The sequence below is a fragment of the Xanthomonas sp. NCPPB 3761 genome (assembly GCF_041475705.2).
Taxonomy (GTDB): Bacteria; Pseudomonadota; Gammaproteobacteria; order Xanthomonadales; family Xanthomonadaceae; genus Xanthomonas; species Xanthomonas phaseoli.
The window spans coordinates 2360191-2385850 of sequence record NZ_CM191262.1; the positions used below are offsets into that span (position 1 = coordinate 2360191).

Annotated in this window: 8 protein-coding genes and 1 pseudogene; 7 read left to right on the forward strand and 2 right to left on the reverse strand. The window is 65.2% G+C overall.

Translation table 11 applies throughout. The features are described from left to right. Positions 1-1028 precede the first annotated feature (1028 nt). From ACCQ00_RS10450 to ACCQ00_RS10475, 6 genes and pseudogenes are all read left to right on the forward strand, one after another. Positions 1029-3764, forward strand: a complete 2736-nt coding sequence (locus ACCQ00_RS10450) for a S8 family serine peptidase (RefSeq protein WP_039569766.1) — start codon at positions 1029-1031, stop codon at positions 3762-3764. Between the two features lie 490 nt (positions 3765-4254). After that, positions 4255-5370 carry an efflux RND transporter periplasmic adaptor subunit gene (locus ACCQ00_RS10455; protein ID WP_039569770.1) on the forward strand — a complete coding sequence of 372 codons (1116 nt, stop codon included), beginning with the start codon at positions 4255-4257 and terminating at the stop codon, positions 5368-5370. Then, positions 5363-8455 (forward strand): efflux RND transporter permease subunit, encoded by a 3093-nt coding sequence (locus ACCQ00_RS10460; protein WP_372354130.1) that lies wholly within the window; start codon positions 5363-5365, stop codon positions 8453-8455. Before ACCQ00_RS10455 ends, ACCQ00_RS10460 begins: the two co-directional genes overlap by 8 nt. Further along, positions 8452-9936 (forward strand): annotated as a pseudogene (locus ACCQ00_RS10465) (efflux transporter outer membrane subunit). The gene ACCQ00_RS10460 and the pseudogene ACCQ00_RS10465 overlap by 4 nt, the downstream one beginning before the upstream one ends. Positions 9937-10054: 118 nt before the next feature. Next, positions 10055-11077 carry a sensor histidine kinase gene (locus ACCQ00_RS10470; RefSeq protein ID WP_039583811.1) on the forward strand — a complete coding sequence of 341 codons (1023 nt, stop codon included), beginning with the start codon at positions 10055-10057 and terminating at the stop codon, positions 11075-11077. Further along, positions 11074-11685: a response regulator transcription factor gene (locus tag ACCQ00_RS10475; protein ID WP_039569779.1), complete on the forward strand. Its 612-nt coding sequence runs from the start codon at positions 11074-11076 to the stop codon at positions 11683-11685. Before ACCQ00_RS10470 ends, ACCQ00_RS10475 begins: the two co-directional genes overlap by 4 nt. Positions 11686-11979: 294 nt before the next feature. Here ACCQ00_RS10475 and ACCQ00_RS10480 read toward each other — a convergent pair whose 3' ends face one another. Continuing rightward, a complete protein-coding gene (locus ACCQ00_RS10480) occupies positions 11980-22173 on the reverse strand; it encodes an autotransporter-associated beta strand repeat-containing protein (RefSeq protein WP_039569782.1) in 10194 nt (3397 codons plus the stop codon). Between the two features lie 743 nt (positions 22174-22916). On the opposite strand from ACCQ00_RS10480, the gene ACCQ00_RS10485 reads away from it, so the two are divergent. Further along, a complete protein-coding gene (locus tag ACCQ00_RS10485; RefSeq protein ID WP_039569785.1) occupies positions 22917-24728 on the forward strand; it encodes an EAL domain-containing protein in 1812 nt (603 codons plus the stop codon). 136 nt (positions 24729-24864) lie between these two features. Here ACCQ00_RS10485 and ACCQ00_RS10490 read toward each other — a convergent pair whose 3' ends face one another. Continuing rightward, the gene (locus tag ACCQ00_RS10490; protein ID WP_039569787.1) at positions 24865-25563 is read right to left on the reverse strand and encodes a DUF1349 domain-containing protein; all 699 of its coding nucleotides are present in this window, start codon (positions 25561-25563) and stop codon (positions 24865-24867) included. Positions 25564-25660: the final 97 nt, after the last annotated feature.

Below are 25660 nucleotides of genomic sequence, written 5' to 3' on the forward strand. Positions count from 1 at the left end.
CCTGTCGCCGGCGCAGGTGGCGTCGCGCGGCGACCGGCCTTGCGTACTGTAGAACCGCAATGGGGCGTGGCAGAACTCGGCCCAAGCGTGCGCTGAACGGCGACACCGCACGCAGCCGCGCAGCGGCAGGCGATGCGCTCCCGGCCCATCACGACGCTCCCGGCCCATCACGATAAGCGTTATCGCTGGCGTTCGATCCCGCCTGCCGTCGGGGAATGCAACTGCGCGTGTCGGAATTTAAATCCACGCGCAGGAAAAAAACACGCGCCATTCAGCTGCCCCCGGCCTGAAAGATCAACGACCTAAAGTTGCTCGCTTCATTCGAAATTTGTGCCGGATGCTCAAGCAAGGTGCCGAACTGGTGGATTTGACCCACCTGGCATGTTGGATTACGCACAATGGGCCTTTGCGCCTGACCTTACTCAGTATATTACCGGGAATACATTCAGCGGAACAAAAAAACCAAAATGAGCAAATTAGTATAATTTTTCGGCAATCAATCCGGCCACGCATGCACTGCGCTAGAGTCCGTTAGATCCGCTAACTTGCACTTGAATTCGCTATCGGGGGTAGTGGTTTCACCGACAAAGGTGACGGCATTCCCTGATTCACGAAGGCCACAGTCGCATTTAGGATTGCCGCCCCGCGAGATCTGTGACGCATTATTGTTGGGCACGCTCCGACATTAATCTGCTGAGTGACCTGCTAATGCGCCCCTGATTCATTTCAGCTATCGATTAAATCGGCAGATCCTATTTGGACAGCTTTTCTCTGAATAGCAACTGTCCGTTCAGATTCCAGAGATCCTGGATAGCGCCGTTAAACAATTTCGCAAGCACTGGGTATTACAAACGTATTTTTCAGACGCTCGGCGGGCGCATTCGTTGGGGACAAGGCGCAGCGCTCGATAAATGATTAACGCGTGAAATTAAATGCCTTCGTCGGCGATCGCCGGCGTGGGGACCTTCTGCGCCAAATTTGAATCACCAGCAGCAGCGGCGCACCCAAAAACTGGAACCGACCAACCAATGAATCGCTCGCTACTGGCTACCACCATCGCCTCTTGCCTCGTCCTGACCGCCTGTGGCGGCGGTGGCGGTGGCGGCAACGTGCGTAGCGACCCGCCGCAGACCACGGTGATCGCGCCGACTCCGACGACTCCGCCGCCGGCAGCGGACCCGCTGCCCAAGACCACGCCTGCCCCGACACCGGCCCCGCCTCGCTATCAGGGCGTAGGCAGCAATCTACTGGTGCCGACCAATGCGGATCTGGCGCAGCAGGCGGGCGCGCGCGGCCAAGGCGTGAAGCTGGCAGTGCTGGACGACAACCTGGTGCCGAGCTACGCACCGATCAGCGGCAAGGTCGACAGCTTCAACGATTACACCGCCAGCCCGGGTACGCCCGAATCGTCGGCCAATGCCCTGCGCGGTCATGGCACGATCGTCTCTGCGCTGGTGCTGGGCTCCGCGCAGGACGGCTTTGCCGGTGGCGTTGCGCCGGATGCGGACCTGTTCTACGCGCGCATCTGCGCCGAAAATTCCTGCGGCACGCAGCAGACCCGTCGCGCGGCGGTGGACCTGGCCGCGGCTGGCGTGCGGATCGCCAACCTGTCCATCGGCGCCTCCTACCCCGATGCCACCGCCAGTGCCAACGCTGCGCTGGCCTGGAAGTACGCTCTGACCCCGTTGGTGCAGGCCGATGCGCTGATCGTGGCCTCCACTGGCAACGAAGGCGCGGCAGAAGCCTCCTACCCGGCGGCAACGCCGGTGCAAGAAGCCAGCGTGCGCAATAACTGGCTGGCCGTGGGCGCGATCAATATCGATAGCGCCGGCAATGCCGCCGGCTTGACCAGCTATTCCAATCACTGCGGCGCCGCTGCGCAGTGGTGCCTGGTCGCTCCGGGCACCTACACCGCCCCGGCGCTAGCCGGCACCGAATTGGGGGGCCAGATTGCCGGCACCTCGTTCTCCACTGCCGCCGTCAGCGGTGTCGCCGCGCAGGTGCTGGGCGTGTATCCGTGGATGAGCGCCTCCAACCTGCAGCAGACCTTGCTGACCACCGCCACCGACCTGGGCGACCCGGGTGTGGACGCGCTGTACGGCTGGGGCTTGGTCAATGCGGCCAAGGCGATCAAGGGCCCGGGCCAGTTCGCAAGCAACTGGGCGGCCAATGTGACCGCCGGCTACGACAGCACCTTCAGCAACGACATCTCCGGCGTGGGCAGCCTGACCAAGAACGGAACCGGCAAGCTCACCCTGAGCGGCAACAACAGCTATACCGGCGGCACCAGCATCAGCGACGGCGTGCTCGTACTGTCCGGCAGCCTGCGTTCGGATGTGATCGTGTTGAACTCGGCCACGTTCGAATCGCGCGGCGGTGTGATCAACGGCAACTACAGCCTGGTCAACAACACCGGCACCACCGCGCTCGAGTTGGGCAAGGGCCTCACCGTCACCGGCCGGGCCAGCTTGAAGGGCAATCTGCTGTTGCTGCCGGAAGCGGCCGGCTACACCCTCGGCAGTACCGAGAAGATCGTCAAGGCCGGCGTCCTGCAAGGCACGTTCGACCGCGTGCAGTACGCCAACAATTTCTTCTGGACCGCGGCACTGTCTTACGACCCGACCACCGTCACCGCGACCCTGACCCGCAATGCCTCCGCGGCCAGCGCACAGGCAGCCGGTGCGCCGCAGTCGGTGGTCAACGGTGCCAACCAGGCCGATGCGTTGGTCAATGTGCTGGATACGCGGGTCGCCTCGGGCGACACCGACAACCTGGGTGGCCTGATCAGCGCCACCGGTTCGTTGATTGGAGCATCAGATGCGCAGGTTGCCGCATCGCTGCCGACCCTGACCGGCCAGGTGCATGGCATCGAGCGTACGCTGGGCTTCCAGTCCGCGCTCAACGACGCACGTGTGGCCGCCGACCGCCTGCCCTACCTGGCCGATACCACCAGCTTGACCACCTGGATGCAGGGCAGCTACCTGGACGGCAACCTGGGCCGTCGCGGTTTCGATTCGGCCGATTACACCCAGCAGGCCACCACCTTCGGCGTGGATCTGCCGATCGGCAACGCCGGCACCATCGTCGGTGCGGCGGTGACCTCCGGTCAGGACCGTGCGCATATCGCGGCGTCGTCGAGCCGTCTGCGTTCGGACCGGTACGCGATGACCGCGTACCTGTACCAGCCGATCGGCAAGGCGTATCTGTCGGCGATCGGTTCGTACGGCATGAGCAGCGTCGAGACCGAACGCGACGTGCTGGCCGGCAGTATCGGCGAGCGCTTGCAGGACCGTCGCCACGACACCAACTGGTCGGCGCGCGCGGAATTCGGCCTGATGCCGCAGGCCGGGTTGTCGCCGTTCGTGGCCGCCGGTGTGGTGAGCCAGACCCAGGATGCCTTCAGCGAAGCCTCGGTGACAGGACTGGGCCTGAGCGCGAACGGCGACACCCTGCGCGCGGGGTACGGCGAGGTGGGTGTGCGTGGCCATCTGGCACGCGGCAACTGGGGCTTCGATGGTCTGGTGGCGTATCGCTCGCTGCTGGGCAACCCGAATGCCGACTTCTCGGCGTGGTTCACCGGATTGCCGGAAGCGCGTTTCAATGTTGCCGGCGAGCCGGTGTCCAAGCAGTCGCTGCGCGCCTCGGTTGGCCTGCGTTACCAGCTCAACGATGCGTTCTCCATCTACGGCAACGTGGGTGCCGAGCGCGCTCGTGCGGACACCAACAGCATCAATGCCAATATCGGTCTGCGCTGGCAGTTCTGATCGCAGCCGATGCAGCGGTGCTGCAGGCGATGCAGGTGAGGAGGTCGCGCAGACCGTTGCGTGACAGATCAACAAAAAAGGCCCCGGCATGTCCGGGGCCTTTTCGTTTTAGCCGCATGCCAATACCGAACGACCAAGCGCCTGGCTGCTACGGCGCCTTGCGTACCGGCCACGCGCAGACGATACGAAGGTATATCGATGCGATGTCCATGGACTGGCGAAAACGCCCGGAAACCCCTGGTTTCGCGCGCCGACGGCTGGCACCATGCACGCCGTCGACGCGGCTGCAGCACGCGTTGCAACTGCGCCGGCCCCGATGGCTGGCGCGCAACCTCACACCTGTGGCGATGCGCCATGGGTGCCAGGCGATGCCGATGTACGCCGCTGCCGGCAGCGAACGTAGATCCATTGCCACTGCACCCGCGGCCTGCGTTCGCGCATCGCCGACCGCGGGTGCAACGCCTTCCCTCTCCCCCGTTCGAGTCATCGCATGTCGTCCCTCTTCCTGCGTTCTACGCTGGCAGCTGCCTGTGTGTGCAGTTTGCTGGCTGGCTGCGGAGCCACGCCGCCACCGGCTGCTCCCTCGCCGCTGCTGATCCACACCAACGCGCAGGTGAGCGTGCCGGCGCACTCGCCCTTGCGTGCCAGCCTGCGCGTGCAGGCGGTCCGCAGCCAAGCCATCGCCCCGCTGCTGCAGATGCCGGCCGTGATCGAGGTGCAGCCCGAGCGCCTGGTGCGGGTGGTGCCGCCCTTGGCCGGGCGCGTGGTCGCACTGCCCAAGACCCTGGGCGACACGGTGCATGCGGGCGATGTGCTGTGCGTGCTGGATTCTGCCGAACTTGCCAATGCGTATAGCGAGGCCGGCAAGGCGCGCGCCACGCTGGAACAGGCGCGCCTGGAACTTGCCCGGCAGAAGACGCTGGCAGCAGACAGCATTTCCGCTGCACGCGATCTGCAGGCGGCGCAACAGGCCTTCGACAGCGCAGGGAACGATGCGCGGGCGGCCAGCGATCGTCTGGCCCAGCTGGGTGTGGCTGCGCAGGCAAGCTCGCATCGGCGCTATGTCCTGCGTGCGCCCATTGCCGGTCGCGTGGTGGACCTGAGCGCGGCGCTGGGCGGCTTCTGGAACGACACATCAGCGTCGCTGATGACGGTGGCCGATATCTCGCAGGTGTGGCTCACCGCCAGCGTGCCGGAACGCGAAGTCGGCCAGGTCTTCGAAGGTCAGCCGGTCACTGCCAGCCTGGATGCCTATCCCGGCCAACGCTTCGTCGGCCACGTGCAACACGTCGATGATTTGCTCGACCCCGCCACCCGCACGTTGAAAGTCAGGGTGGCCTTGACTAACCGCGACGGCCTGCTCAAGCCGGGCATGTTTGCGCGCGCCCAGTTCCAGTCGCGCCCCCAGCAGGCGTTGCTGGTGCCCGATAGCGCCCTCTTGCAGATGGGGCTGTACACGCGCGTCTTTGTCGAAACCGCGCCGTTCGTGTATCGCTCGCGCATCGTGGCCACCGGCCGCGCAACGGAGGGGCATACCGAGATCCTGTCCGGCTTGAAGGCCGGCGAGCGTGTGGTGATCCAGGACGGAGCCCTGCTCAATGATTGAGGCGATCATCACCACCTGCTTCCAGCGTCGCGGCATCGTCTGGCTGGTCTTCGTACTCATTGCGTTATACGGCACATGGAGCTGGACGCAGCTGCCGGTGGAAGCTTACCCGGACATCGCAGATGTCACCTCGCAAGTGGTCACGCAGGTCCCGGGCCTGGGTGCGGAAGAAGTGGAACAGCAAATCACCGTACCGTTGGAACGCGCGTTGATGGGCACGCCAGGCCTGCATGTGCTGCGCTCACGCAGCTTGTTCGCCCTGTCGCTGATCACGCTGGTCTTCGACGATGGAACCGAAGGCTATTTCGCGCGCCAGCGCGTGCTGGAACGCATACAGGCGGTCACCCTGCCCTATGGCGCGATTCCTGGGCTCGACCCATACACCTCGCCCACCGGCGAGATCTATCGCTATACACTGGAATCGAAGACACGCAGCCTGCGCGAGCTGTCCGATCTGCAATTCTGGACGGTGATTCCACGCCTGCAGAGGGTGCCAGGCGTGGCCGATGTCACCAACTTCGGCGGCCTCACCACGCAATTTTCATTGGCGCTGGAGCCGGACCGCTTGACCCGTTACGGGGTGTCGTTGCAGCAGGTCAAGAGCGCCATCACCAGCAACAATGCCGATGGCGGCGGCAGCGTGGTGGATCGTGGCGAACAAAGCTACGTGATTCGCGGCATCGGTCTGCTGCATTCGTTGCAGGACATCGGCAACGTGGTGGTGAGCAGCAGCAATGGCGTGCCGGTCCTGGTCAAGGACCTGGGAGAGGTGCGCTACGATAATGTCGAGCGACGCGGCATTCTGGGCAAGGACGGCAACCCGGACACGATCGAAGGCATCGCATTGCTGCTCAAGGACAGCAACCCGTCGGTGGCCTTGCAAGGCATCCACAGCGCTGTGGAGGAGCTCAACAACAGCGTGTTGCCCAAGGACGTCAAGGTGGTGCCGTACCTGGACCGCACCGCGTTGATCGACGCCACGTTGCACACGGTGAGCGCCACGCTGACCGAAGGCATGCTGCTGGTGTGCGTGGTGCTGCTGATCTTCCTGGGTAGCCCGCGTGCGGCGGCGATCGTGTCGTTGACCATCCCGCTGTCGTTGTTGATCGCCTTCATCTTCATGCACCACCTCAAGATTCCGGCCAATCTGCTATCGTTGGGCGCGATCGACTTCGGCATCCTGGTCGATGGCGCGGTGGTGCTGGTGGAAAACGTCTTGCGCCTGCGCGAAGAAAACAGCCAGCGTGCGTTGACGGCGCGCGATGCGATCGACGCCACGCTGCAGGTGGCGCGGCCGATCTTTTTCGGCATGGCCGTGATCGGCTGTGCGTACCTGCCGCTGCTGGCGTTCGAGCGCATCGAGTACAAGCTGTTTTCGCCGATGGCCTACGCGGTGGGCGCGGCCTTGATCGGTGCGCTGCTGGTGGCGTTGACACTAATTCCTGGCCTGGCGTGGCTGGCGTTCCGCAAGCCGCGCAAGATGCTGCACAACCGCGTCCTGGAAACACTGGGGCAGCGCTACCGCGCAGTGCTGGAACGCAGCGTGGGCCGACGCGGTTGGCTGCTGGCATGCGCGGTACTGGCCCTGTGCGTGCTGACGGTGTTGGGAGGCAGCATTGGCCGCGACTTCTTGCCGTATATCGACGAAGGATCGCTGTGGCTGCAGGTGCAGATGCCGCCAGGCATCACCCTGGACAAGGCCGCCACCATGGCCAATGCCTTGCGCAAGGCGACGCTGGAATTTCCCGAGGTGTCGTACGTGGTGACCCAGACCGGGCGCAACGACGATGGCACCGACTACTGGACGCCTTCGCATATCGAAGCGAGCGTGGGCTTGCGTCCCTACAAAGACTGGCCGGCCGGCATGGACAAGCAGGCCTTGATCGCTGCGCTCGGCGCGCGCTATGCGCAGATGCCCGGTTACACGGTGAGCATGATGCAGCCGATGATCGACGGCGTGCAGGACAAGCTCTCCGGCGCGCACAGCGACCTGACCGTGAAGGTGTTCGGCGACGACCTGCAGCAGGTGCGCGGCGTTGCCGACCAGGTGGCCGCAACCTTGCACAAGGTGCCGGGCGCTGCGGACATCGCCGTGGATGTGGAGCCGCCCCTGCCGAACCTGCAGGTACGCTTCGACCGCGAGGTGGCGGCACGCTATGGCATCAACGCGGCCGATGTGTCGGATCTGATTTCCACCGGCATCGGCGGCAGCCCGATCGGGCAGATGTATCTCGGCGAGAAGAGTTACGACCTCACCGTGCGCTTTCCGCAACGGTATCGCAACGATCCGCAGGCCATTGGCGCGTTGCGCCTGCGTACCGCTACCGGTGCCGAGATACCGCTCTCGGCGGTGGCCAGCATCACGACCACCAGCGGCCAGAGCGTGATCGTGCGCGAGATGGGCCGGCGCAACATCATCGTGCGGCTCAACGTGCGCGGGCGCGATCTGTCCAGTTTCCTGAGCGATGCGCAGGCCACGCTCGCGCGGCAGGTGCGCGTCGACCCGCAGCACATGCAGCTGGTGTGGGGCGGCCAGTTCGAGAACCTGCAACGTGCCCAGGCGCGCCTGCTGGTGGTGCTGCCGACCACGTTGTGCATCATGTTCGTGTTGCTGTTTGGCGCGTTCGGCAACCTGCGCCAGCCGACATTGGTGCTTGCCGCCGTGCCGCTGGCCATGATCGGCGGGCTGGCTGCATTGCACCTGCGCGGGATGACGCTCAATGTCTCCAGCGCGGTAGGTTTCATCGCCCTGTTCGGGGTCGCGGTCCTGAACGCGGTGCTGATGCTCGCGCAGATCAACCGGCTGCGCCACGACGTGGGCATGTCCTTGCGCGAGGCGGTGGTGGCCGGCGCGGTAAGCCGCATGCGTCCGGTGCTGATGACCGCGACGGTGGCAGCGCTTGGCCTGGCACCGGCAATGCTCGCCACCGGCCTGGGCAGCGATGTGCAGCGCCCGTTGGCCACGGTGGTGGTTGGCGGACTGGTCACCGCCACAGTGCTCACCCTGGTGTTGTTGCCATCGCTGTACTACCTGATGGAAGCCTTCGTCGCAACGCGCCAAGGCCGCCAGGAGACCACCGCATGAAAAACGTTCGCAACGCATTGCTCGCCAGTGCCGTGGCGGTATCGCTCGCCGCCTGCGCAGTGGGACCGGACTTTCATCGCCCCGCTCCACCCGCTGCCGATCGCTACACCGCCAATGCGTTACCGGCAACGACCGTGGCCGCCGGCACCGCACATGGTGGTGCGCAGCAGTTCGAGCCCGGGCAGGACGTGCCGGCCGCCTGGTGGCGCGCCTTCGGTTCGCCGCAACTCAATGCCGTGGTGGAGCAGGCATTGCGTGCCAATCCGGACCTGCAGGCCGCTGACGCAGCGCTCCGCCAGGCGCAACAGACGCTGGCCGCGCAACGCGGTGCCTGGCTACCGCAAGCGGATCTGCATGTGGATGCCAGCCGGCAACGCGACTCGGTGGTGCCGGCGCCGGATGCCGGCATCGACACACCGTATGCGCTGCGCACCGCCCAACTCAGCGTCAGCTATACGCTGGACGTGTTCGGCGGCACGCGGCGGCAAGTGGAAGCGGCCGATGCGCAGGCACAGGCGCAGCGCGATCAGCGCGATGCGGCGTACCTGAGCCTCACCGCCAACGTAGTGAACGCGGCCATTGGCGAGGCGTCCGTGCGCGCGCAACTGGATGCGGCGCGCGCCCAGGTCGCCATCGCCGAGCAGCTCTGTACGCTCACCGAACGTCAGCAGGCGCTTGGCGCCGTCGGTGCAGCGCAGGTGCTGGCCCAACGCACTGCGCTGGCACAGGCGCAGGCCGCGGTGCCGGGGCTGGAAAAACTGCTGGAACAGCAACGGACCCTGCTCGCGATTCTGGGCGGGCGCTTGCCCAGCGACGCTGCGGGTGAGGCATTGACGCTGGACACGTTGCAGCTTCCGGCGCAGCTGCCGTTATCGCTGCCCTCGCGGTTGGTCGACCGCCGTCCGGACATCCGCGCCGCCGAAGCACAGGCGCACGCTGCCAGCGCATTGATCGGCGTGGCGGCGGCTGCACGCTTGCCATAGATCACCTTGAGTGCGGCCAGCGGCGGCTCTGCATCCAGTGTCGGGCGCATGTTCGCGGCCGGCAATACGCAATGGTCGGTGGCCGGCAGCCTGCTGCAACCGCTGTTTCATGGCGGCGCGCTTGCGCATCAGCAACGGGCGGCCGAAGCTGGCTACATGCAGGCCATGGCGCACTATCGCAGCGTGGTGCTGAACGCATTCGGCGAGGTTTCCAACGCGCTGACCGCGCTGCAGGGCGACGCGCAGAGCCTGCGCGCCTGTGCCGATGCACAGGCGCTGGCCGAGCGCACCCTGGCGCTGGTGCAACGTCAACACGCGGTCGGTGCGGTGGGCATGGCAGATCTGCTGCAGGCGCAGCAGGCCTTCCAAAGCACGCAGGCCGCTACGGTCCAGGCACAGGCCGCGCGCTACGCCGACACCGTCGCGCTGTACCAGGCCCTGGGTGGCGGGCCGTGGTGGTCGCCAGCGGCCCAGACGCCCAAGCCCGCGGTTCCATGAATCGCGCGCCGCAGCCAGCGCCGGTTGTGTCACGGCGGCGTCGCCTGCTGAGACAATCGCCGCCATGCGCATGACCTCTCTCTTCCGCTCCCCACCCACGCGTACCGACCTGCTTGGCATGGTCGGGCTGGTGGCCGGCATGGCGGCGATCTTCGTGGCCGATACCGTCACCGACTACGCGGTGGCGGCAGCCTTGTTCTATACGTTGGTGGTGCTGCTGTCGGTACGCCTGCTCACACGCGCCGGCGTGGTTGCATTGGCTGCCACTTGTCTGGCGCTGATTGTGCTCAGCTTCCATCTCACCCCGGCCGGCAGCTACCGCGTGGGCGTGATCAACTCCTGCATCAGCGCGGTGGTGGTGGCGGTCACCACGTACCTGGCGGTGCAGATGGAAGCGGCAAAAGCCAGCGCGCATGCCGCACAGGCACGGCTGTTGCGGCTTACGCGCAGCGGCAGCATGGGCGGGCTGGCCGCATCGATCGCGCACGAAGTCAATCAACCCTTGGCCGCCATCGTGACCAGCGGCAATGCCTGCCAGCGTTGGTTGGCGCAGCAACCGCCCAACCTGGCCAAGGCCGATGCCGCACTGGAGCGCATGCTCGCCGACGCCGGCCGCGCCAGCGCCATCATCGCGCGCATGCGTGCACTGGCGCGTGGCGAAGCCAGCCAACGCCAGCGGCTGGATCTGAACCGCACCGTGCTCGACATGATCGCGCTCACCCGCGGCGAAACCGAGCGCCATGGCATCGCGCTGTCGCTGGAGCTGGACCCTGCCCTGCCCGCGGTGCTGGCCGATGGCGTACAGATCCAGCAGGTCATCGGCAATCTGTTGCTCAACGCAGTGGAGGCACTGACCACCCTGCCGGACGAGGCGCGCAGCATCCACGTACGCTCGCACACCGATGAAACGTGGGCATGCCTGTGCATCGACGACACCGGCCCAGGTTTGTCCGACGACGCACTGGCGCATGTGTTCGAAGCGTTCTGGAGCACCAAGGACGATGGCATGGGCATCGGCTTGAGCATCAGCCGCACCATCATGGAAGCCAATGGCGGACAGATCTGGGCCGAGCCGGCTGGCGTACGCGGCGCGCGCTTCGGCTTGCGTCTGCCGCTGGTCGCGACGGAGCGCAGGCAATGAGCGAGCTGGCCCCGGTGGTATATCTCATCGACGACGATGCCTCGATGCGCGCTGCACTTGAAGATCTGTTCGCCTCGGTCGGCTTGCAGGTCTACGCGTTCGGTTCCACCGATCAATTCCTTGCGCATCGGTTGCACGAGGTACCCGCCTGCCTGGTGCTGGACATTCGCATGCCGGGCCAGAGCGGGATGGAGTTCCATCGGCGCATGGCCGAATCCGGCGTTGCCCTGCCCACCATCTTCATCACCGGTCATGGCGATATCGCGATGAGCGTGGAGGCGATGAAGAACGGCGCGATCGAATTCCTGACCAAGCCATTTCGCGATCAGGCCTTGCTGGATGCGATTCAGGACGGCATCCGCCGCGACCGTGCGCGCCGCCAGAGCGAGGCGGTGGCCGCAGCCTTGCGCGCACGTTGGGAGTCGCTGACCAGCGGCGAGCAGGATGTCACGCGACTGGTGGTGCAAGGCCTGTTGAACAAGCAGATTGCCGCGCGCTTGCACCTGAGCGAGATCACCGTGAAAGTGCGGCGTGGCCAGGCCATGCGCAAGATGCAGGCCGGATCGCTGGCCGAACTGGTGCGGCTGGCTGAACGCATCGGACTGTGATGCGCGCGATGTGACCGGTGTTGGCGTGCTGTACTGCATGACAGCGCACGCACCATCGGCGGGCATCCAGCCATCGTGACGGCATGCGTGCTTTGGGATGGCAGCGCGCCATGCAGCGGCACGCGCGCAGCGCGTTTTCGGCCATGCATTGAGCTGATCGCCGCAACGCATACGAACGCTCGCGTGCGCATCGTGCGACGCGCACGATAGACACAGAACCACAGGCAAAAAAGAACGCCCCGACATCCGAGGCGTTCTTGCATTGCGAGTGTCAAGCAAGCCGCAAGACAAGGCTCAGAAGCTCACTCCCCAGGTCACCTGGCCACCGTACGCCGTCTGCCCGTCGCCGCTAAGGCCTTGCAGCGACAGTGCCAGCCGGCTGCGTGGCGAGGTGATCAGGCTCACGCCCAGCTCGCCAATGGCCGCGTTCTTGGCCAGGGTGACGCTTTGCACCGAGAACTCCGAGGCGGTGCCGATGAAGCCGGCCGAGCGCTGCACCGAACGGTCGCCGAAGGCATGCCGCCAGCCTGCCGACGCATACAACGCCGCCTGTTGCCCGAGGTCCCAGTGACCACGCATACCCAGCGTGGCGGTACTGAAGGTGTCGCTGGCGCTGTCCACCGACAGCGCGGAAATGCCGCCGCGTTCGGTAAAGCCGTCGGTCTTCAGGCGGGTGTAATCGGCCGCAATGAACGGGCTGTACACGGCGCCCTCGGTGCGCAGATTCCAGGCCGCTTCCAGCGACACCGTGACCGCGGTGGCGTCGTAGCGGCTGACCAGGCGCTCTGCGAGCACGTCGGGCAACATCACCCGGCGCGTGCTGTCGACGCTGTAGCTGGCGTAATCCACCGCGCCCTGCAGCGAGAACGCAGACCAGTCGGCGCGGCCATACACGCCGGCATGCGTGCCATCCACATCGGCACGGTCGCCCCATTCGCGCGACCAGCTCTCGATATCCTGGTTGCCGACCGCAATGCCCACCACGCTGCGTTCGCCCAAGCGGCGTTCCGCACCGGCCATCACCCCGTTGTCCTCGCGGCGTACCGACACCGCATTGGCATCGCCATCGACACGGGTGGGCAGGCTGCGCCCGGTGATCCACACCATGGTATCGCCGACCAGCGTGTCCTGGCTGTCGCCACGCAGATGGTTGCCGATGCCGCTGTTGAGGAAGCGGCTGTCCAGCATGGCGGTAGCCGTGCTGGCATGGCTTTCGCCCGACAACGAGGCGAACGCGGTGCGCACCGCTTCCGGGTCGTCGGGCAAACGCACCACGGCCTGATAGATCGGGCTGGTGTTCGGCAAGCCGTCCACCGCTGCCGCCGTGGATTGCTGGTTCGGTGTGGTGACCGCGTCCACCATGCCCACCGTATTGCGCCCAAAGGTCACCGACAACGCAGTGGCGGTGGTGTTCACGTTCGGCTCGATAAACGCGTAGTCGGAGACGACGTTGGTGAACTGCCCGGTGAGACCGCCGCCGGCGCTGATCACCGGAATCTCCGTAAACAGCGGCATATCGGTCGCACGCACCAACTCCAGGGTGGTGCCGCTTGCTACCGTGGCTGCACCGCCCACCGTCACCGGCGTCACCACACCGCCGTCGCCAGGCGTTATCTGCAACGTGGAGCCTGGTGCAAACGTGGCAGTGCCGCCGACGCTGATGGTGCCACCGGCACCACCGATGGCGACCGTGCCCGACGACACCAGGCTGCCGACACTGCCGCTGCCGGTGAGCGTGCCGCCCGGACCCACCGTGACCGGCCCGCCCAGTGCCGTGCCGGGGTTGGCCAGGTTGCCGACACTCAGGGTGCCGGCATTGACCTCGGTCGGGCCGGTGAAGCTGCTGCTGTTGGCGGTGAGCAATAGCGTGCCGGTTCCCAGCTTGATGAAGCGACCGACCCCGAACAACCTGCCTGCATAGCTGCCGGCACTGTTTTGCAGGAAGGTCAGCGTGCTGTTGTTGGTGATGTCGCCCTGCAGGCTGGCGGTGTTGCCAACCAGCGTGCCCGCGTTGACGGTGGTACCGCCCAGGTAGCCGTTGACGCCATCCAGGGTGAGCGCACCGGTGCCGTTCTTGACCAGCACGCCGCTGCCGGTGACGTTGCCGGCGTAGGTCCCATCGGTCGCCTGGTCGAACACCAGCACGGCGTTGTCGACAATGTTGCCCTGCAGGCTGTCGGTGGTGCCGATCAAGCTACCGCTGGCGATGGTGGTGCCGCCGCTGTAGGTGTTGGGCGCCAACAAGGTCAACGCGCCGGCGCCTTGCTTGATCACGCTACCGGTGCCGCTGACCACCCCGGCGAACGCGCCGTCGCTGGCCTGATCGAAGACCAAGGTCGCGTTGTCGACCACATCGCCCTGCACGCTGGTGGTGTTGCCGACCAGGCTACCGGCGCTGATGACGGTGCCGCCGGTATACGTGTTGGCGCCAAGCAATTGCAGCACGCCGCTGCCGGTCTTTTCCAGCGAGCCGCTCCCGCTGACCGCGCCGGCATACACGCCACCGGTGATCTGGTCGAACACCAACGCTGCATTGTTGGTGATATCGCCCTGCAAGCTGGCGGTATCGCCGATCAGGGTGCCGGCCGCAATGGTGGTGCCACCGGTGTAGCCATTGGCGCCGTTGAGCCGCAATGCGCCGGCGCCCTCCTTGATCACCGTACCGGTGCCGGTAATCGAACCGGTAAACACGCCATCGGTCACCTGATTGAACGCCAGGGTTGCGTTGTCGACGATGGCGCCTTGCAGGCTCGCGCCATCTCCCACCAGCGTGCCGGCAGCGACCGTGGTGCCACCGCTGTAGGTATTGCTGCCGTCGAGCGTCAGCACGCCGGTGTTGGTCTTGATCAAGTTCCCGCTACCGCTGATGTTGCCGGTAAGCGTGAGGTCGGCCGGGTTGTCGACGGTAAGCGCCGCGCCCAGCGTGACCGCGTTGCCCAATGCCGCGGCAACCGCATTGCTCAGCACCGAATCGCCGGTGACCGACAAGGTGCCGCTGCCCAGGGCGGTATTGCTGGCCACCGCCAGCGTGCCATCGCTGAGCGTCGTGCCGCCGGCATAGCTGTTGTTGCCGCTGAGCGTGAGGGTGGACGTGCCGTTCTTGATCAAACTGCCTGCACCGCTGATCGCACCGGTCAATGCCAGATCGTTGCTGCCCGGCAGCGTCAGCGCGCCATCGAGCACCACCGCATTGCCGAGCGCCAATGCTTGATTGGTATCGAGCGTGGTGCCCGCTGCGGCAGTGAGCGTGCCGGTGCCCAGCGCTTGCGCATTGCCCAACACCAGGGTGCCGCCGCCGAGCGCGGTGCCGCCGGTATAGGTGTTGGCAGCAGTCAGCACCAGCGTGCCGCTATCGAGCTTTTGCAGCGTGCCAGTGCCGCCGATGGCGACATCGATGGTGCCGGTCACGCCGGGGTCGACACGGATGATGGTGTTCGCTGCATTGGCGCTCAATGCGCCACCGCCTGCATCGCTCAGCACATAGCCATCGGTGATGAATTGCATGCCGGTGATGCCCTGGGTGCCCTGCACGCCCACGTTGCCCGCGGTGCCTGCAAAGACCGCAAAGCTGTTCTGCCAATCGCTGTTGGTCAGCCCATCGACCGACGTCCAATTGGTGGAACCGGCAGTCCATGTGCCAGTCCCGCCATCGGCGCTGCCGTTGGCGACGGTCTGCGCGCCATCCCAGAACTGCACGTTGCTGCCGGAAGCCAACAACACCACATTGACCTGCTGCGCCAGCGAGGTCTGCAGCGTGAGCTGGGCGGGGTCGACCGTGCCCGGCAATGTGCCAAAACCCATGCCATTGTTGGTCAGGGTGCCGGTGTAATCGATCAGGCGATACACGCCAGTGCCGAAGCCGCCGATGTCGGTGATGTTGAGCGTGCCATCCAGCGTGAGGTCGCCGTTGACCGCAAGCACCCCGGTTTGGCTGGGGATTCCCAGCAACGCATCGAGCGTCGCATTGGATGCCATGCTCAGGCTGCCGGTGGTCAGCAGCGCACCGCTGGTCACCACCAGGCGGCCACCATCATTCACCGTGACCGCGGCATCGACCACGCCGCTGCCGCTCAGCGTGCCGCCGGTGCCCACGGTGACGCCACCGGCACTGCCCAGCGAGCCATCCACATCCAGCGTGCCTGCCGTGATCTGTGTGGTGCCGCCGATCGCGCTGGTGCCGGTGAGTTGTACGGTGCCGGTGCCGACCTTTTCCAGATTGCCGGCATCGTTCAACGCACCTGCAAACGTGCTGCTGACGTCGCCCACGCCCAGTTGCAAGGTGCTGCCACCCTGGATCGCCACATTGCCCAGGCCGGTGACGCTGCTCAACGCGGTATTGCTGCCGAGCGAGAGCCCTGCCCCTGCCGCAACATCCACGCTGGCGGTCGTCCCCAACGTGCCGGAGGCGGAGGTGGCCAGCACGCCGCCCTGCACCGACACCGGGCCACTGAACAGGTTGCTGCCCGACAAGGTCAAGGTGCCCAGGCCCGTCTTGGTCAGCGCGCCCGCGCCACTGAGCACGCCGGTCAACGCCAGATCGTCTGCACTGGCGATGGTCAGGTTGGCGCCCAGGTTGACGTTGTTGCCCAGGGCCAAGGCAATGGCATTGCTCAACCTTGCATCGCCCAGCACCGACAGGCTGCCCGTGCCAAGTGCGGTGTTGCTGCCCACTGCCAGAGTGCCGGCATTCAACACGCTGCCGCCGAGGTAGCCGTTGCTGCCGTCCAGCGTCAGCGTGGAGGTGCCGTTCTTGATCAAGCTGCCGGCACCGCTGACGGCGCCGGCTAATGTCAGGTCGTTGCTGCCGGGCAGGGTCAACGCACCATCGAGCACCACCGCGTTGCCGAGCGCCAACGCTTGGCTGGTATCGAGCGCGGTGCCCGCTGCGGCGGTCAGCGTGCCGCTGCCCAGCGCTTGTGCATTGCCCAACACCAGGCTGCCGCCGCCCAGCGCAGTGCCACCGGTGTAGGTGTTGGGACCACTCAGCACCAGCGTGCCGGTATCGAGCTTCTGCACGCCGCCGGTGCCGGTGATGGCCACGCCGATGCTCGCCGTGGCACCCGGGTCGACGCGGATGGCGGTCAACGGGTCGGTCACTGCCAGTGCGCCCGCGCCGGCATCGCCCAGCTGATATCCATCGGTCACGAACTGCAAGCCGCCGATGTCCTGCGTGCCCTGCACGCCCACCGTGCCTGCCGTACCCGAAAACACTGCGAAGTCGCCTTGCCAGGTGCTGTTGGCGCTACCGTCCTGGCCGGTCCAGTTGGTGGCTGCACCCCAGGTGCCGGCGCCGCCATCCACAGTGCCATTGGCCGTGGTCTGCACACCGTCCCAGAATTGCACGATGCTGCCCGGCGCGGTCACCACCAGATTGAGTTGCTGGCCGATGGCGGTCTGCAGGGCGAGCTGGCTGATGTCCACGCTGCCCGGAAACAGGCCGATCAGCATGCCGTTGTTGGTGAGCGCGCCGGTGTAGTCGATCAAGCGATACACGCCGGTGCCGAAGCCGCCGAGATCGGTGATGTTGAGCGTACCGTCCAGGGTGAGATCGCCATTGACGGCCAGCAAGCCGGTTGCGCTTGGCGCACCCAACGCCACATCGACGAATGCGCCTGGCGTGAGCGTCAACGCACCCACGCTCAACGATGCACCGCTGGTGAGTGCGAGCCTGCCGCCATCGCTGACGGTGACCGCCGCACCCACATTGCCGGCGGCGCCGGTGCCGGTCAGTGTGCCGCCCGATGCCACGTTCAAGACGCTGGTGCCGAGACTGCCGACCACATCGAGCGTGCCCGCACTGACCTGCGTGCTGCCACCGATCGCACTGGTACCGAGCAGACGCACGGTGCCGGTCCCCACCTTGTCCAGGTTGCCGCCACCGCCCAGGCTGCCGGCGAAATCGCCGCCGCCCAGCTGGAGTGTAGCGCCGGTATCGGTATCGACACCGCCCGCACCGCTGAGCGCGTTGATCAGCCCGCCATTGGTCAGGTTCAACAGCGCGCCTGCCGCCACATCGACAGCGCTGGCGTTGCCCAGTGCGGCCGCGGTGCTGGCCACCACGGTACCGGCCTGGATCGCCAGCGGCCCGGTGTAGCTGTTGTTGCCGCTTAAGGTCAGCGTGCCGAGGCCGGTCTTGACCAGGCTTCCGCTGCCGCTGATGGCACCGCTGGCCAACATGTCTGCGGCGTTATCCACGGTGAGCGCGGCGCCCAGCGCGATGTCGTTGCCCAGCGCCACGGCAACGGCATTGCTCAACACCGAATTGCCAAGCACCGACAGGCTGCCGGTACCGAGTGCATTGTCGGCGCCCACCGCAATCGTGCCTGCGGTCAGGCCGGTGCCGCCGCTGTAGCTGTTGCTGGCCGTGAGCGACAGCGTGGCAGCGCCATTCTTGACCAGGCTGCCGGTGCCGCTGATGCTGCCGTTCAAGGCCAGATCGTTGCTGCCCACCAGCGTCACTTGATCGTTCAACGTGAGGTTGTTGCCTACCGTCAACGCGGCCGTGGCATCCAGTTCGGCAGCGCCGTTAACCAGCAGGTCACCCACGCCAAGCGCGGCATCGTTCCCGAGCACCAGCCTGCCCGCATCCAGCGCAACGCCGCCACTGAAGGTATTGGCGTTGCTCAACGTCAGGGTGGCGCTGCCCTGCTTGTTGATGCCACCGATGCCGCTGATAACGCCGTCGAGCGCAATCGCCTGCGTGCCAGGCAGGGTCAGCGTGCCATTCAAGGCGACCGCATTGCCCAGCGCCACGGCGGTGCTTGCATCCAGCGTGGTACCGCCTGCGGCGGTCAAGGTGCCCGTGCCCAATGCCGTGTTGCTGCCAACCAACAACGATCCGCTCTGCAGTTGCAGCCCACCGCTCCAGGTGTTGTTGCCGTTGAGGGTGAGCGTTTGTGCGCCTGTCTTGATCAGGCTGCCGGCGCCATCGATGACGCCATCGAGCGTGAGGTTTTGTCCATCGATCGTCAGCGCACCATTGGTGGTGAGCGCGTTCTGCAGGGTCACCGCAGAGGCAGCGGTGAGCCGCGTGCCGTTGGCAGCAGTGAATGCGCCGATACCGAGCGCAGTATTGCTGCCCACGACCAGGGCACCGTCGTTCAACAAGGTGCCGCCGGTGTAACTGTTGTTTCCGTTGAGCGTGAGCGCTCCGCTGCCTTGCTTGACCAGGCTGCCGGCACCGCTCACGGTACCGCTCAAGCCCAGGTTGTTGTTGCCGGTCAACGACAACGCACCATTGAGCACTACATCGTTGCCAAGCGCGGTGGCCGTGGTGGCCTGCAGTTGCGTGCCTCCGGCTGCGGTCAACACACCACTGCCCAGCGCCGCGCCGCTGCCGACCGACAAGCTTCCCGCGTTGAGATCCACGCCGCCGTTGAAGGTGTTGGCGCCGGTCAGTGTCAGCGCTGCTGCGCCGTCTTTGATCAGGCCACCGGCGCCGCTGATGCCTCCATTGAGGGTGAGGTCTTGGTTGCCGCCAAGTTGCAGATCCGCATCCAGCACCACGTTGTTGGCCACCACGCGTGCAGCAGTGCTATCGAGCAGGCCGCCACTCACACTCAGGCTGCCCGCCCCGAGCGCGCTATCGCTGCCCAGAATCAGGCTGCCGGCCGTCAGGCGGGTGCCGTCCAGATAGGTGTTGTTGCCGTTGATGGTCAAGCTGGCAGGGCCGAGTTTGTCCAGGCTGCCGGCGCCACTGATGCCCCCGGTCAGCGTGAGCGCGTTGCTGCCAGCCACAGTGAGCTGCCCTGCCAGTGCAATTGCATTGGCGAGCGTGCTCGCTGCTGCGCTGTCCAACGTCGTGCCGGCCGCTGCGGTCAATGCTCCGCTACCCAGCGCGGTGTTGCTGCCCACCGTGAGCTTGCCGGCATTGAGCGAGGTACCACCGCTATACGTGCTGTTGCCGGTTAGCGTGAGATCGCCGCCGGCCTTGACGAGGCTGCCGGCACCGCTGATGGTGCCGCCCAGGGTCAGCGCTTGCGCGCCATTGAGGGTCAGCGCGCCGGTGCTCAGCGTCACTGCGTTGCTCAGCGTGGCAGCGGCGGTGTTTTGCAAGGTCGCAGAGCCAGCGACATTCAACGCCCCGGTGCCCAGTGCGTTGCCGCTGGCCACCTGCAAGGTGCCGGCGTTGAGGCTGGTGCCGCCGGCATAGGTGTTCAGGCCAGCCAACGTCAGCGTCCCGCCACCAAGTTTGTTCAATGCGCCGGCGCCACTGATGGTGCCGGTGAGATTCAACGCACTGCCGCTACTGCCGAGGCCCAAGGTTCCGGTCAGCGCAATCGCGTTGCCCAGCGTGGACGCTGCGGTGGCATCGAGCTCACCACCGCTGGCGGTGAGCGTGCCGGTGCCCAGGGCCGCATTCGAACCGACCACCAGTCGCCCGGTGCTGAGCGTGGTGCCGCCGGTGTAGGTGTTGGCATTGGTCAGCGTGAGATCGCCAGTGCCGCTCTTGATCAGACTGCCGGCACCGTTGATGGCACCGCTGAGCGTGAGCGCTTGTGCGCCGGTCCAGTTCAACGGCGCAGCCAGGCTGATGCCATTGGCCACCGTCAACGGTGCAGTGGTGCTCAGGCTGGATGCGCCGGTGACATTCAATGCACCCGTGCCCAGCGCGGACGCGGCACCCAGTTGCAGCGTGCCCGCTGCCAGCGTGGTGCCGCCGCTGTAGCTATTGCTGCCGCTGAGTGAAAGCGTCCCGGTGCCGAGTTTATTGACACCGCCAACGCCGGCCAGCGTGCCGCTCAAGGTCAACGCATTGCCGCTGGTACCCAGGCCCAGTGTATTGGTGAGCGCAAAGTTGTTGGTCAGGGTCAGCGGTGCAGTGGTATCCAGCAAACCGCCTGCCGCAGTGACCGTGCCAGTGCCAAGCGCACCGGAGGTCTCCAGCAGCACGCTACCCGCACCCAACGTGGTGCCGCCGCTATAGGTATTGCTGCCACCCAAGGTCAGCGTGCCGGCGCCGATCTTGTTGAGCGCCCCGGTGCCACTGATCGTCCCTCCGATTCGCAGCGCGTTTGCGCCACCAATACCAACCGTGTTGCTCAGCGAAAACGCATTGGCCAGGTTCACCGCAGCACCTGCCAATAGGCTGCCGCCGGATGCGGCGACCGTGCCGGTGCCCAAGGCGTTGTTGGCGCCCACCGTCAATGCGCCATTGACCAGATTGACGCCGCCGCTGAACGTGCTGGTACCGGTTAGCGCCAGTCCGCCGGTACCGGTCTTGGTCAATCCACCGGTGCCGGTGATTGCGCTGCCGACGGTCAGGCTATTGGTGCCCTGCACGGTCAGGCCGCCCGCGCCAAGCGCAATGCCATTGGTCGGTGCAAGGGTCAGACCGGCAGCCGTGGCTTCGAGCGTGCCGCCGTTGGCGGTGATGGTGGTGCCCAACTGCGCAGGATTGGCGAACTGCAACACGCCACCATTGAGCGCGCTATTGGCGAAGTTGCTCGCCCCGCCCACCGACCACGTGCCGCTATTGACGCGCAAATTGCCGAAGTTGATGTATTGCGCGGTACTCAACGTCCCGGTGCCGGTGCTGCCACTGCCGGTACCGACCGCAGAGTTCTGCAGGATCAGCGTGTTGTTTCCGCCCAGGCCTCCATCCACCACACCGGTTTGCGCGAAGCTCAGCAAACCGCCCGGGCCGAGCAATTCCAAGGCGAGCCCTCCCCCGCTGTTGACGCTGCCACCGGTGACGGCAGTGAAGCTGTTGGTGCTACCCGCCCCCATCGAAACACTGCCGTTGATGGTGCCTGAGTTGACGAACGTATTGCCGGTGGCCGAACGCTGAAAGCCCACCCGTCCGTTGATGGTGCCGGTATTGACCGCGTTGACGGTGCCGCCACCAGTTACCGCGATCACCGGTGTATCCGCTCCCAGAATCGACAGCCCAGCCAACGGACGGCTATCGATCAGGCCGGCATTGTTGATCTGCACGGTTCCGTTGCTGGCCGACGTCAGCCCCAGCGCCATGCCATCGAGATTGAGCAGATTGGCGCCCAGCACGCCACCGGTGCCATAGAGCGTGCCGCTGGCAAGATTGTTGATGGTGACGGCGGTGGAGCTGGCATTGCCCATGGTCACGCCGCTGCTCAATACCGACAGCAGCCCAAGCACGGAAGGGTCGATGGTGCCGGCATTGTTGAGTGTGGAATTGGTACCGCTCAGGGCGATGGCGGTGCCGCCCAACAAACCTGCGGTCATCTGGCTGCCAGAGGCGACATTCACGGTCAGGTTGTTGGCGCTACTGGAAAAGCTGTTACTGGTGACCGGCGTACCCGAGCAGGTGACCGTTGCGCCCGCCGCTGGGATGGCCGGCGTGCATGCGCCCCAGGCCAGCATCGGTGCGGCGGCCCCCGCCGCGAGGACCACCAGGGCCGGCAATTGACGACGGGTTGAGCCAGGCTTGCGACGCCGACGCACCAACTCATGCGTCACTACCCAATTGCCAATGGCTGCGTTCCAGACCAACGCAAATGCACGATTCATTTGAATTCCCCCTGATTGCCGAGCAGAGACCGGCGCGCACCCAGGCACACCCCTCCAAGGACGGGATTGGAATAACGGTAGAGCCGGTTTAGGCAGCCAGGCCGCATCGACGGATCATGGCGAGCAGCCGCTGACTGCATTTGCAGGGCGTAGTGGAGTTAATACCAATCTCAAATCACCGCGCCGCTAAATTAATAGGCGATTCAGTACACCTGAAACTGTGCTGAATATCACTAACTCCAATCTCATCCATGACAAAGGCCAAATCTGTGGACTGGCTTGCTCGCGCCCGCTAATGGGGGTTCCTGCAGCCTCATCTGTAATCACTCACACTATCTGCGGAAATCCGCGCTTTCACAGGGTGATTTGAAACTTTTCATCGCTGGCGATTGGATGAGCCCGAATCCTACAACGCAGGCTGATGCGCGATTAAACCAGGGCAGCGCCTTGTCTTATTGCCAATCGTCTTCAATGAACATTGCCGCATCGCAACGGCCACTCATCATAGAACCAGGGCGCCAATCAGTTTATGAGTTTGTTTTAGAGGGTAAGACCAGTTTGTAGTCGACATCGACCGGCCGAGTACGGTATTTGTATATCGCGAGCGCCACAGCAGCGGTTATTGTCGTCACTACCAGGCCGCTCGACGTTTGCGACAACCCAGCAGGTGATCGGCCTGACGCGCAATTGGTAGATTCCGTCACCTATCGATGACCTCGGTTTGTTTCTAGTAGCGGTGCAGTGTGATCTTCGACACGGAACCCGATGCCATGACGCTTGCCCCGGACGACAAACCGCAGGATCGCCACTTCGACTGGTCAGGCGTGCCGATCGACCTGGGCGGCATGGAGCCGCTTGAACAAATCGCACGATTGCTTTGCCACGCCCTGGTTGCACCGGCTGCTGCGCTGACCATCACCGAGGGCGGGCGCCTGCGCGTGCTGGCAGCACGTGGCATCAGCAGCAGTCATGTCAGGCAGGCCATGGAGCTGTGCCAGCAGGTACCGCCAGCGCCCAATGGCGTGATCGAGTTGATCGAGCATGCAGCGCTTGCGCAAATGCAACTCGGCGATGCTGCCTTCCCCGGCTTGCCCGCGCGCTTCATCGCCTGCGTGCCCGTGGGTGCGCCGCAGACGGGAATTTCCGGCACCCTGTGCGTGATCGACACGCGTGAGCGGCGGCTGGCAAGCCAGGAGCATCAGCAACTGCTGATGTTCGCCAACGTGGCTGCCGCACAGCTGGAATTGCAGTTCGGTGCGGGCCGACGCGAACCGCACAGCGGCTTGCTCAATGCGCGTCAGCTGCAGTCGGATCTGGACGCCCTCGCCTTCGGCAGCCATAGCGTGCCCACCATTGCTGCTTTCATCGAGGTCTACGACACCCAGGCCGCCAACGAGGCGCGCCAGGCGCTGGGCATGCAGCCGTTGGAAGAGCTGGTTCGCCACGCCAGCTACGTATTGACGCGCGCCCTGCGCGGCAAGGCCACCGTCTACCACGTGGCCTCGATGCGCTTTGCGTTCTTTCTGCTCAACTCCGCGCCGGATGAGATGGAAGACCTGCTGCTGGATCTGCGCGATATGTTGCACAAGCCGGTGGATGCCGCCGGCGTACCGATGTCGCTGACCTTTCATGCCGGGGTGGTGCGCTTCGCCCCGCAGCAGCCGGATACCAACGATGTGATGCGCAAGGGCCTGGTGGCGCTGGGCGATGCCATCAACAACCATGCCATCGTGTGCTGGTACAGCGCGTCGCACGACGATGCGATCCAACGCTCCTACCGCCTGGCGCTGGATGCCGAACAGGCCCTGAAAGCCGGCGATTTCCGGCTGGTGTTCCAGCCGCGCATCAATCTTGAAGACCTATCGGTGACCGGCTTCGAAGCATTGCTGCGCTGGCATCACGCCAGCCTCGGCCCGATCGGTCCCGACGAGTTCATCCCGCTCTTCGAAAAAACCGCACTGATGTGCACGGTCACCAATTGGGTGATCGAAAGCGCGTTGGTCCAGCTGGCGAAATGGCGTGCCCAGGGCTTGGATTTTTCCATCTCCATCAACCTGTCCTCGCGCGATTTCGGCAATATCAATCTGGCTGCGGATGTCATCAACCGCTGCAAGGACCTGGCGATTCCCACCACCTGCATCGAGCTGGAAATCACCGAAGGCCGCTGGCTGCGCAGCAATGTCGAAGCGGTGCCGCGGCTGCGCGCGTTGCGCGATGCAGGCGTGAGCGTGGCCATCGACGATTTCGGCACCGGCTATAGCAACTTCGGCTATCTCACCGAGTTGCCGGTCAATGTGCTCAAGCTGGACCGGTCGCTGGTGACCGGCATCGCCACCAAAACCGGCATGCAGATGCGCGCAGAAGCGGTGGTGCGCCTGGCCAACGCATTGGGCTATCGTACCGTGGCCGAGGGCATCGAGCATGCCGATGAGATTGCCTTGCTGCGGAGCTGGGGATGCGATGAAGCGCAGGGGTATCTGCTCGCCAAACCCATGGAAGCGCATCTGGTGGCCGATTACGTCACACAGGCCGCGGCGCTGCAGCGTCTGCCGTAAAGCCGCGGCGGCGCGCGGATGCTGCCGCACAGGCAATCACACCGCGCCGCGCTGTGCGGATGGATGCGCGATGCCTCGCGATGCGATGCACGTCCACCCTGTCATGTCACCTGCACTCGAGCAATACACCGACCGCTCAACTAAGATCGTGCAGGTCCTTGCCCAGCGGCGCGCTCAGTGCCCAATCGGAGAAGCGCACCTTCAGCCCGGCGCGCTCGGGCGTGCAGCACATCGGCCCGACCCGATAGGCGCTTGCTGGCGGGAACGGACATAACCGCACCAGCGGCCAGTGACGGCCGTCCGCGGAGACCTGCAGGCGTAGCACACCGTCGGCAACCGTGGCACGGATCCAGAAATCCTTGGGGTCGGCCTCGTAAGGACCAGTGGCCCAATCCGATACCGGGTTGGTCAACACGCTGCTGAGCATGGCGCGCCCGTCGCTCAGTTCGATTCCGGCCTTGACCCAGTGCTGCTCGTCCACGCGCACCATGATGCCTGCCTGGTCGTACAAGGCTTCGTACTGCGCGCGCACGCGCAACTGCGCGGTGAAGCCTGCGCCCGTCTCGATGCCCAGAAAGTGCCCGCTATCGCGGGTGAACCCATAGTGGGTCTTGCGCCAGAAGTCGGTCGCCTGGTCGGTCACCACATCCAACGTCTCGCTGTTGATAGCGAGTGTTTTCGGCCGGTTGAGCCAGGTTCCGGCGTGCCAGCTGCTGTCCTGCGCCATGGTGTTCCTCGGGTTGGTCTGTTGTGCAAACGCGCCACCACTGAACGTCATCCCGACCACGCCAGCCACTACGCGCCTGCGTGCGCCATTGAATGCATCGTGTTGCATGGATCTGCGCTCCTGCGACTTATGAACGCGTAGTCTACGAGCTGTACGCGCAAGGCTGCATGCGTGCTGCCCGTCCTCTGTTCGCCAGACGGGTCAG

Excerpts from the sequence above, each read along its gene's own strand:
- ACCQ00_RS10450 (WP_039569766.1), top strand. The coding sequence starts at position 1,029 with ATGAATCGCTCGCTACTGGCTACCACCATCGCCTCTTGCCTCGTCCTG.
- ACCQ00_RS10455 (WP_039569770.1), top strand. The coding sequence starts at position 4,255 with ATGTCGTCCCTCTTCCTGCGTTCTACGCTGGCAGCTGCCTGTGTGTGC.
- ACCQ00_RS10460 (WP_372354130.1), top strand. The coding sequence starts at position 5,363 with ATGATTGAGGCGATCATCACCACCTGCTTCCAGCGTCGCGGCATCGTC.
- ACCQ00_RS10470 (WP_039583811.1), top strand. The coding sequence starts at position 10,055 with ATGGTCGGGCTGGTGGCCGGCATGGCGGCGATCTTCGTGGCCGATACC.
- ACCQ00_RS10475 (WP_039569779.1), top strand. The coding sequence starts at position 11,074 with ATGAGCGAGCTGGCCCCGGTGGTATATCTCATCGACGACGATGCCTCG.
- ACCQ00_RS10480 (WP_039569782.1), bottom strand. The coding sequence starts at position 22,173 with ATGAATCGTGCATTTGCGTTGGTCTGGAACGCAGCCATTGGCAATTGG.
- ACCQ00_RS10490 (WP_039569787.1), bottom strand. The coding sequence starts at position 25,563 with ATGCAACACGATGCATTCAATGGCGCACGCAGGCGCGTAGTGGCTGGC.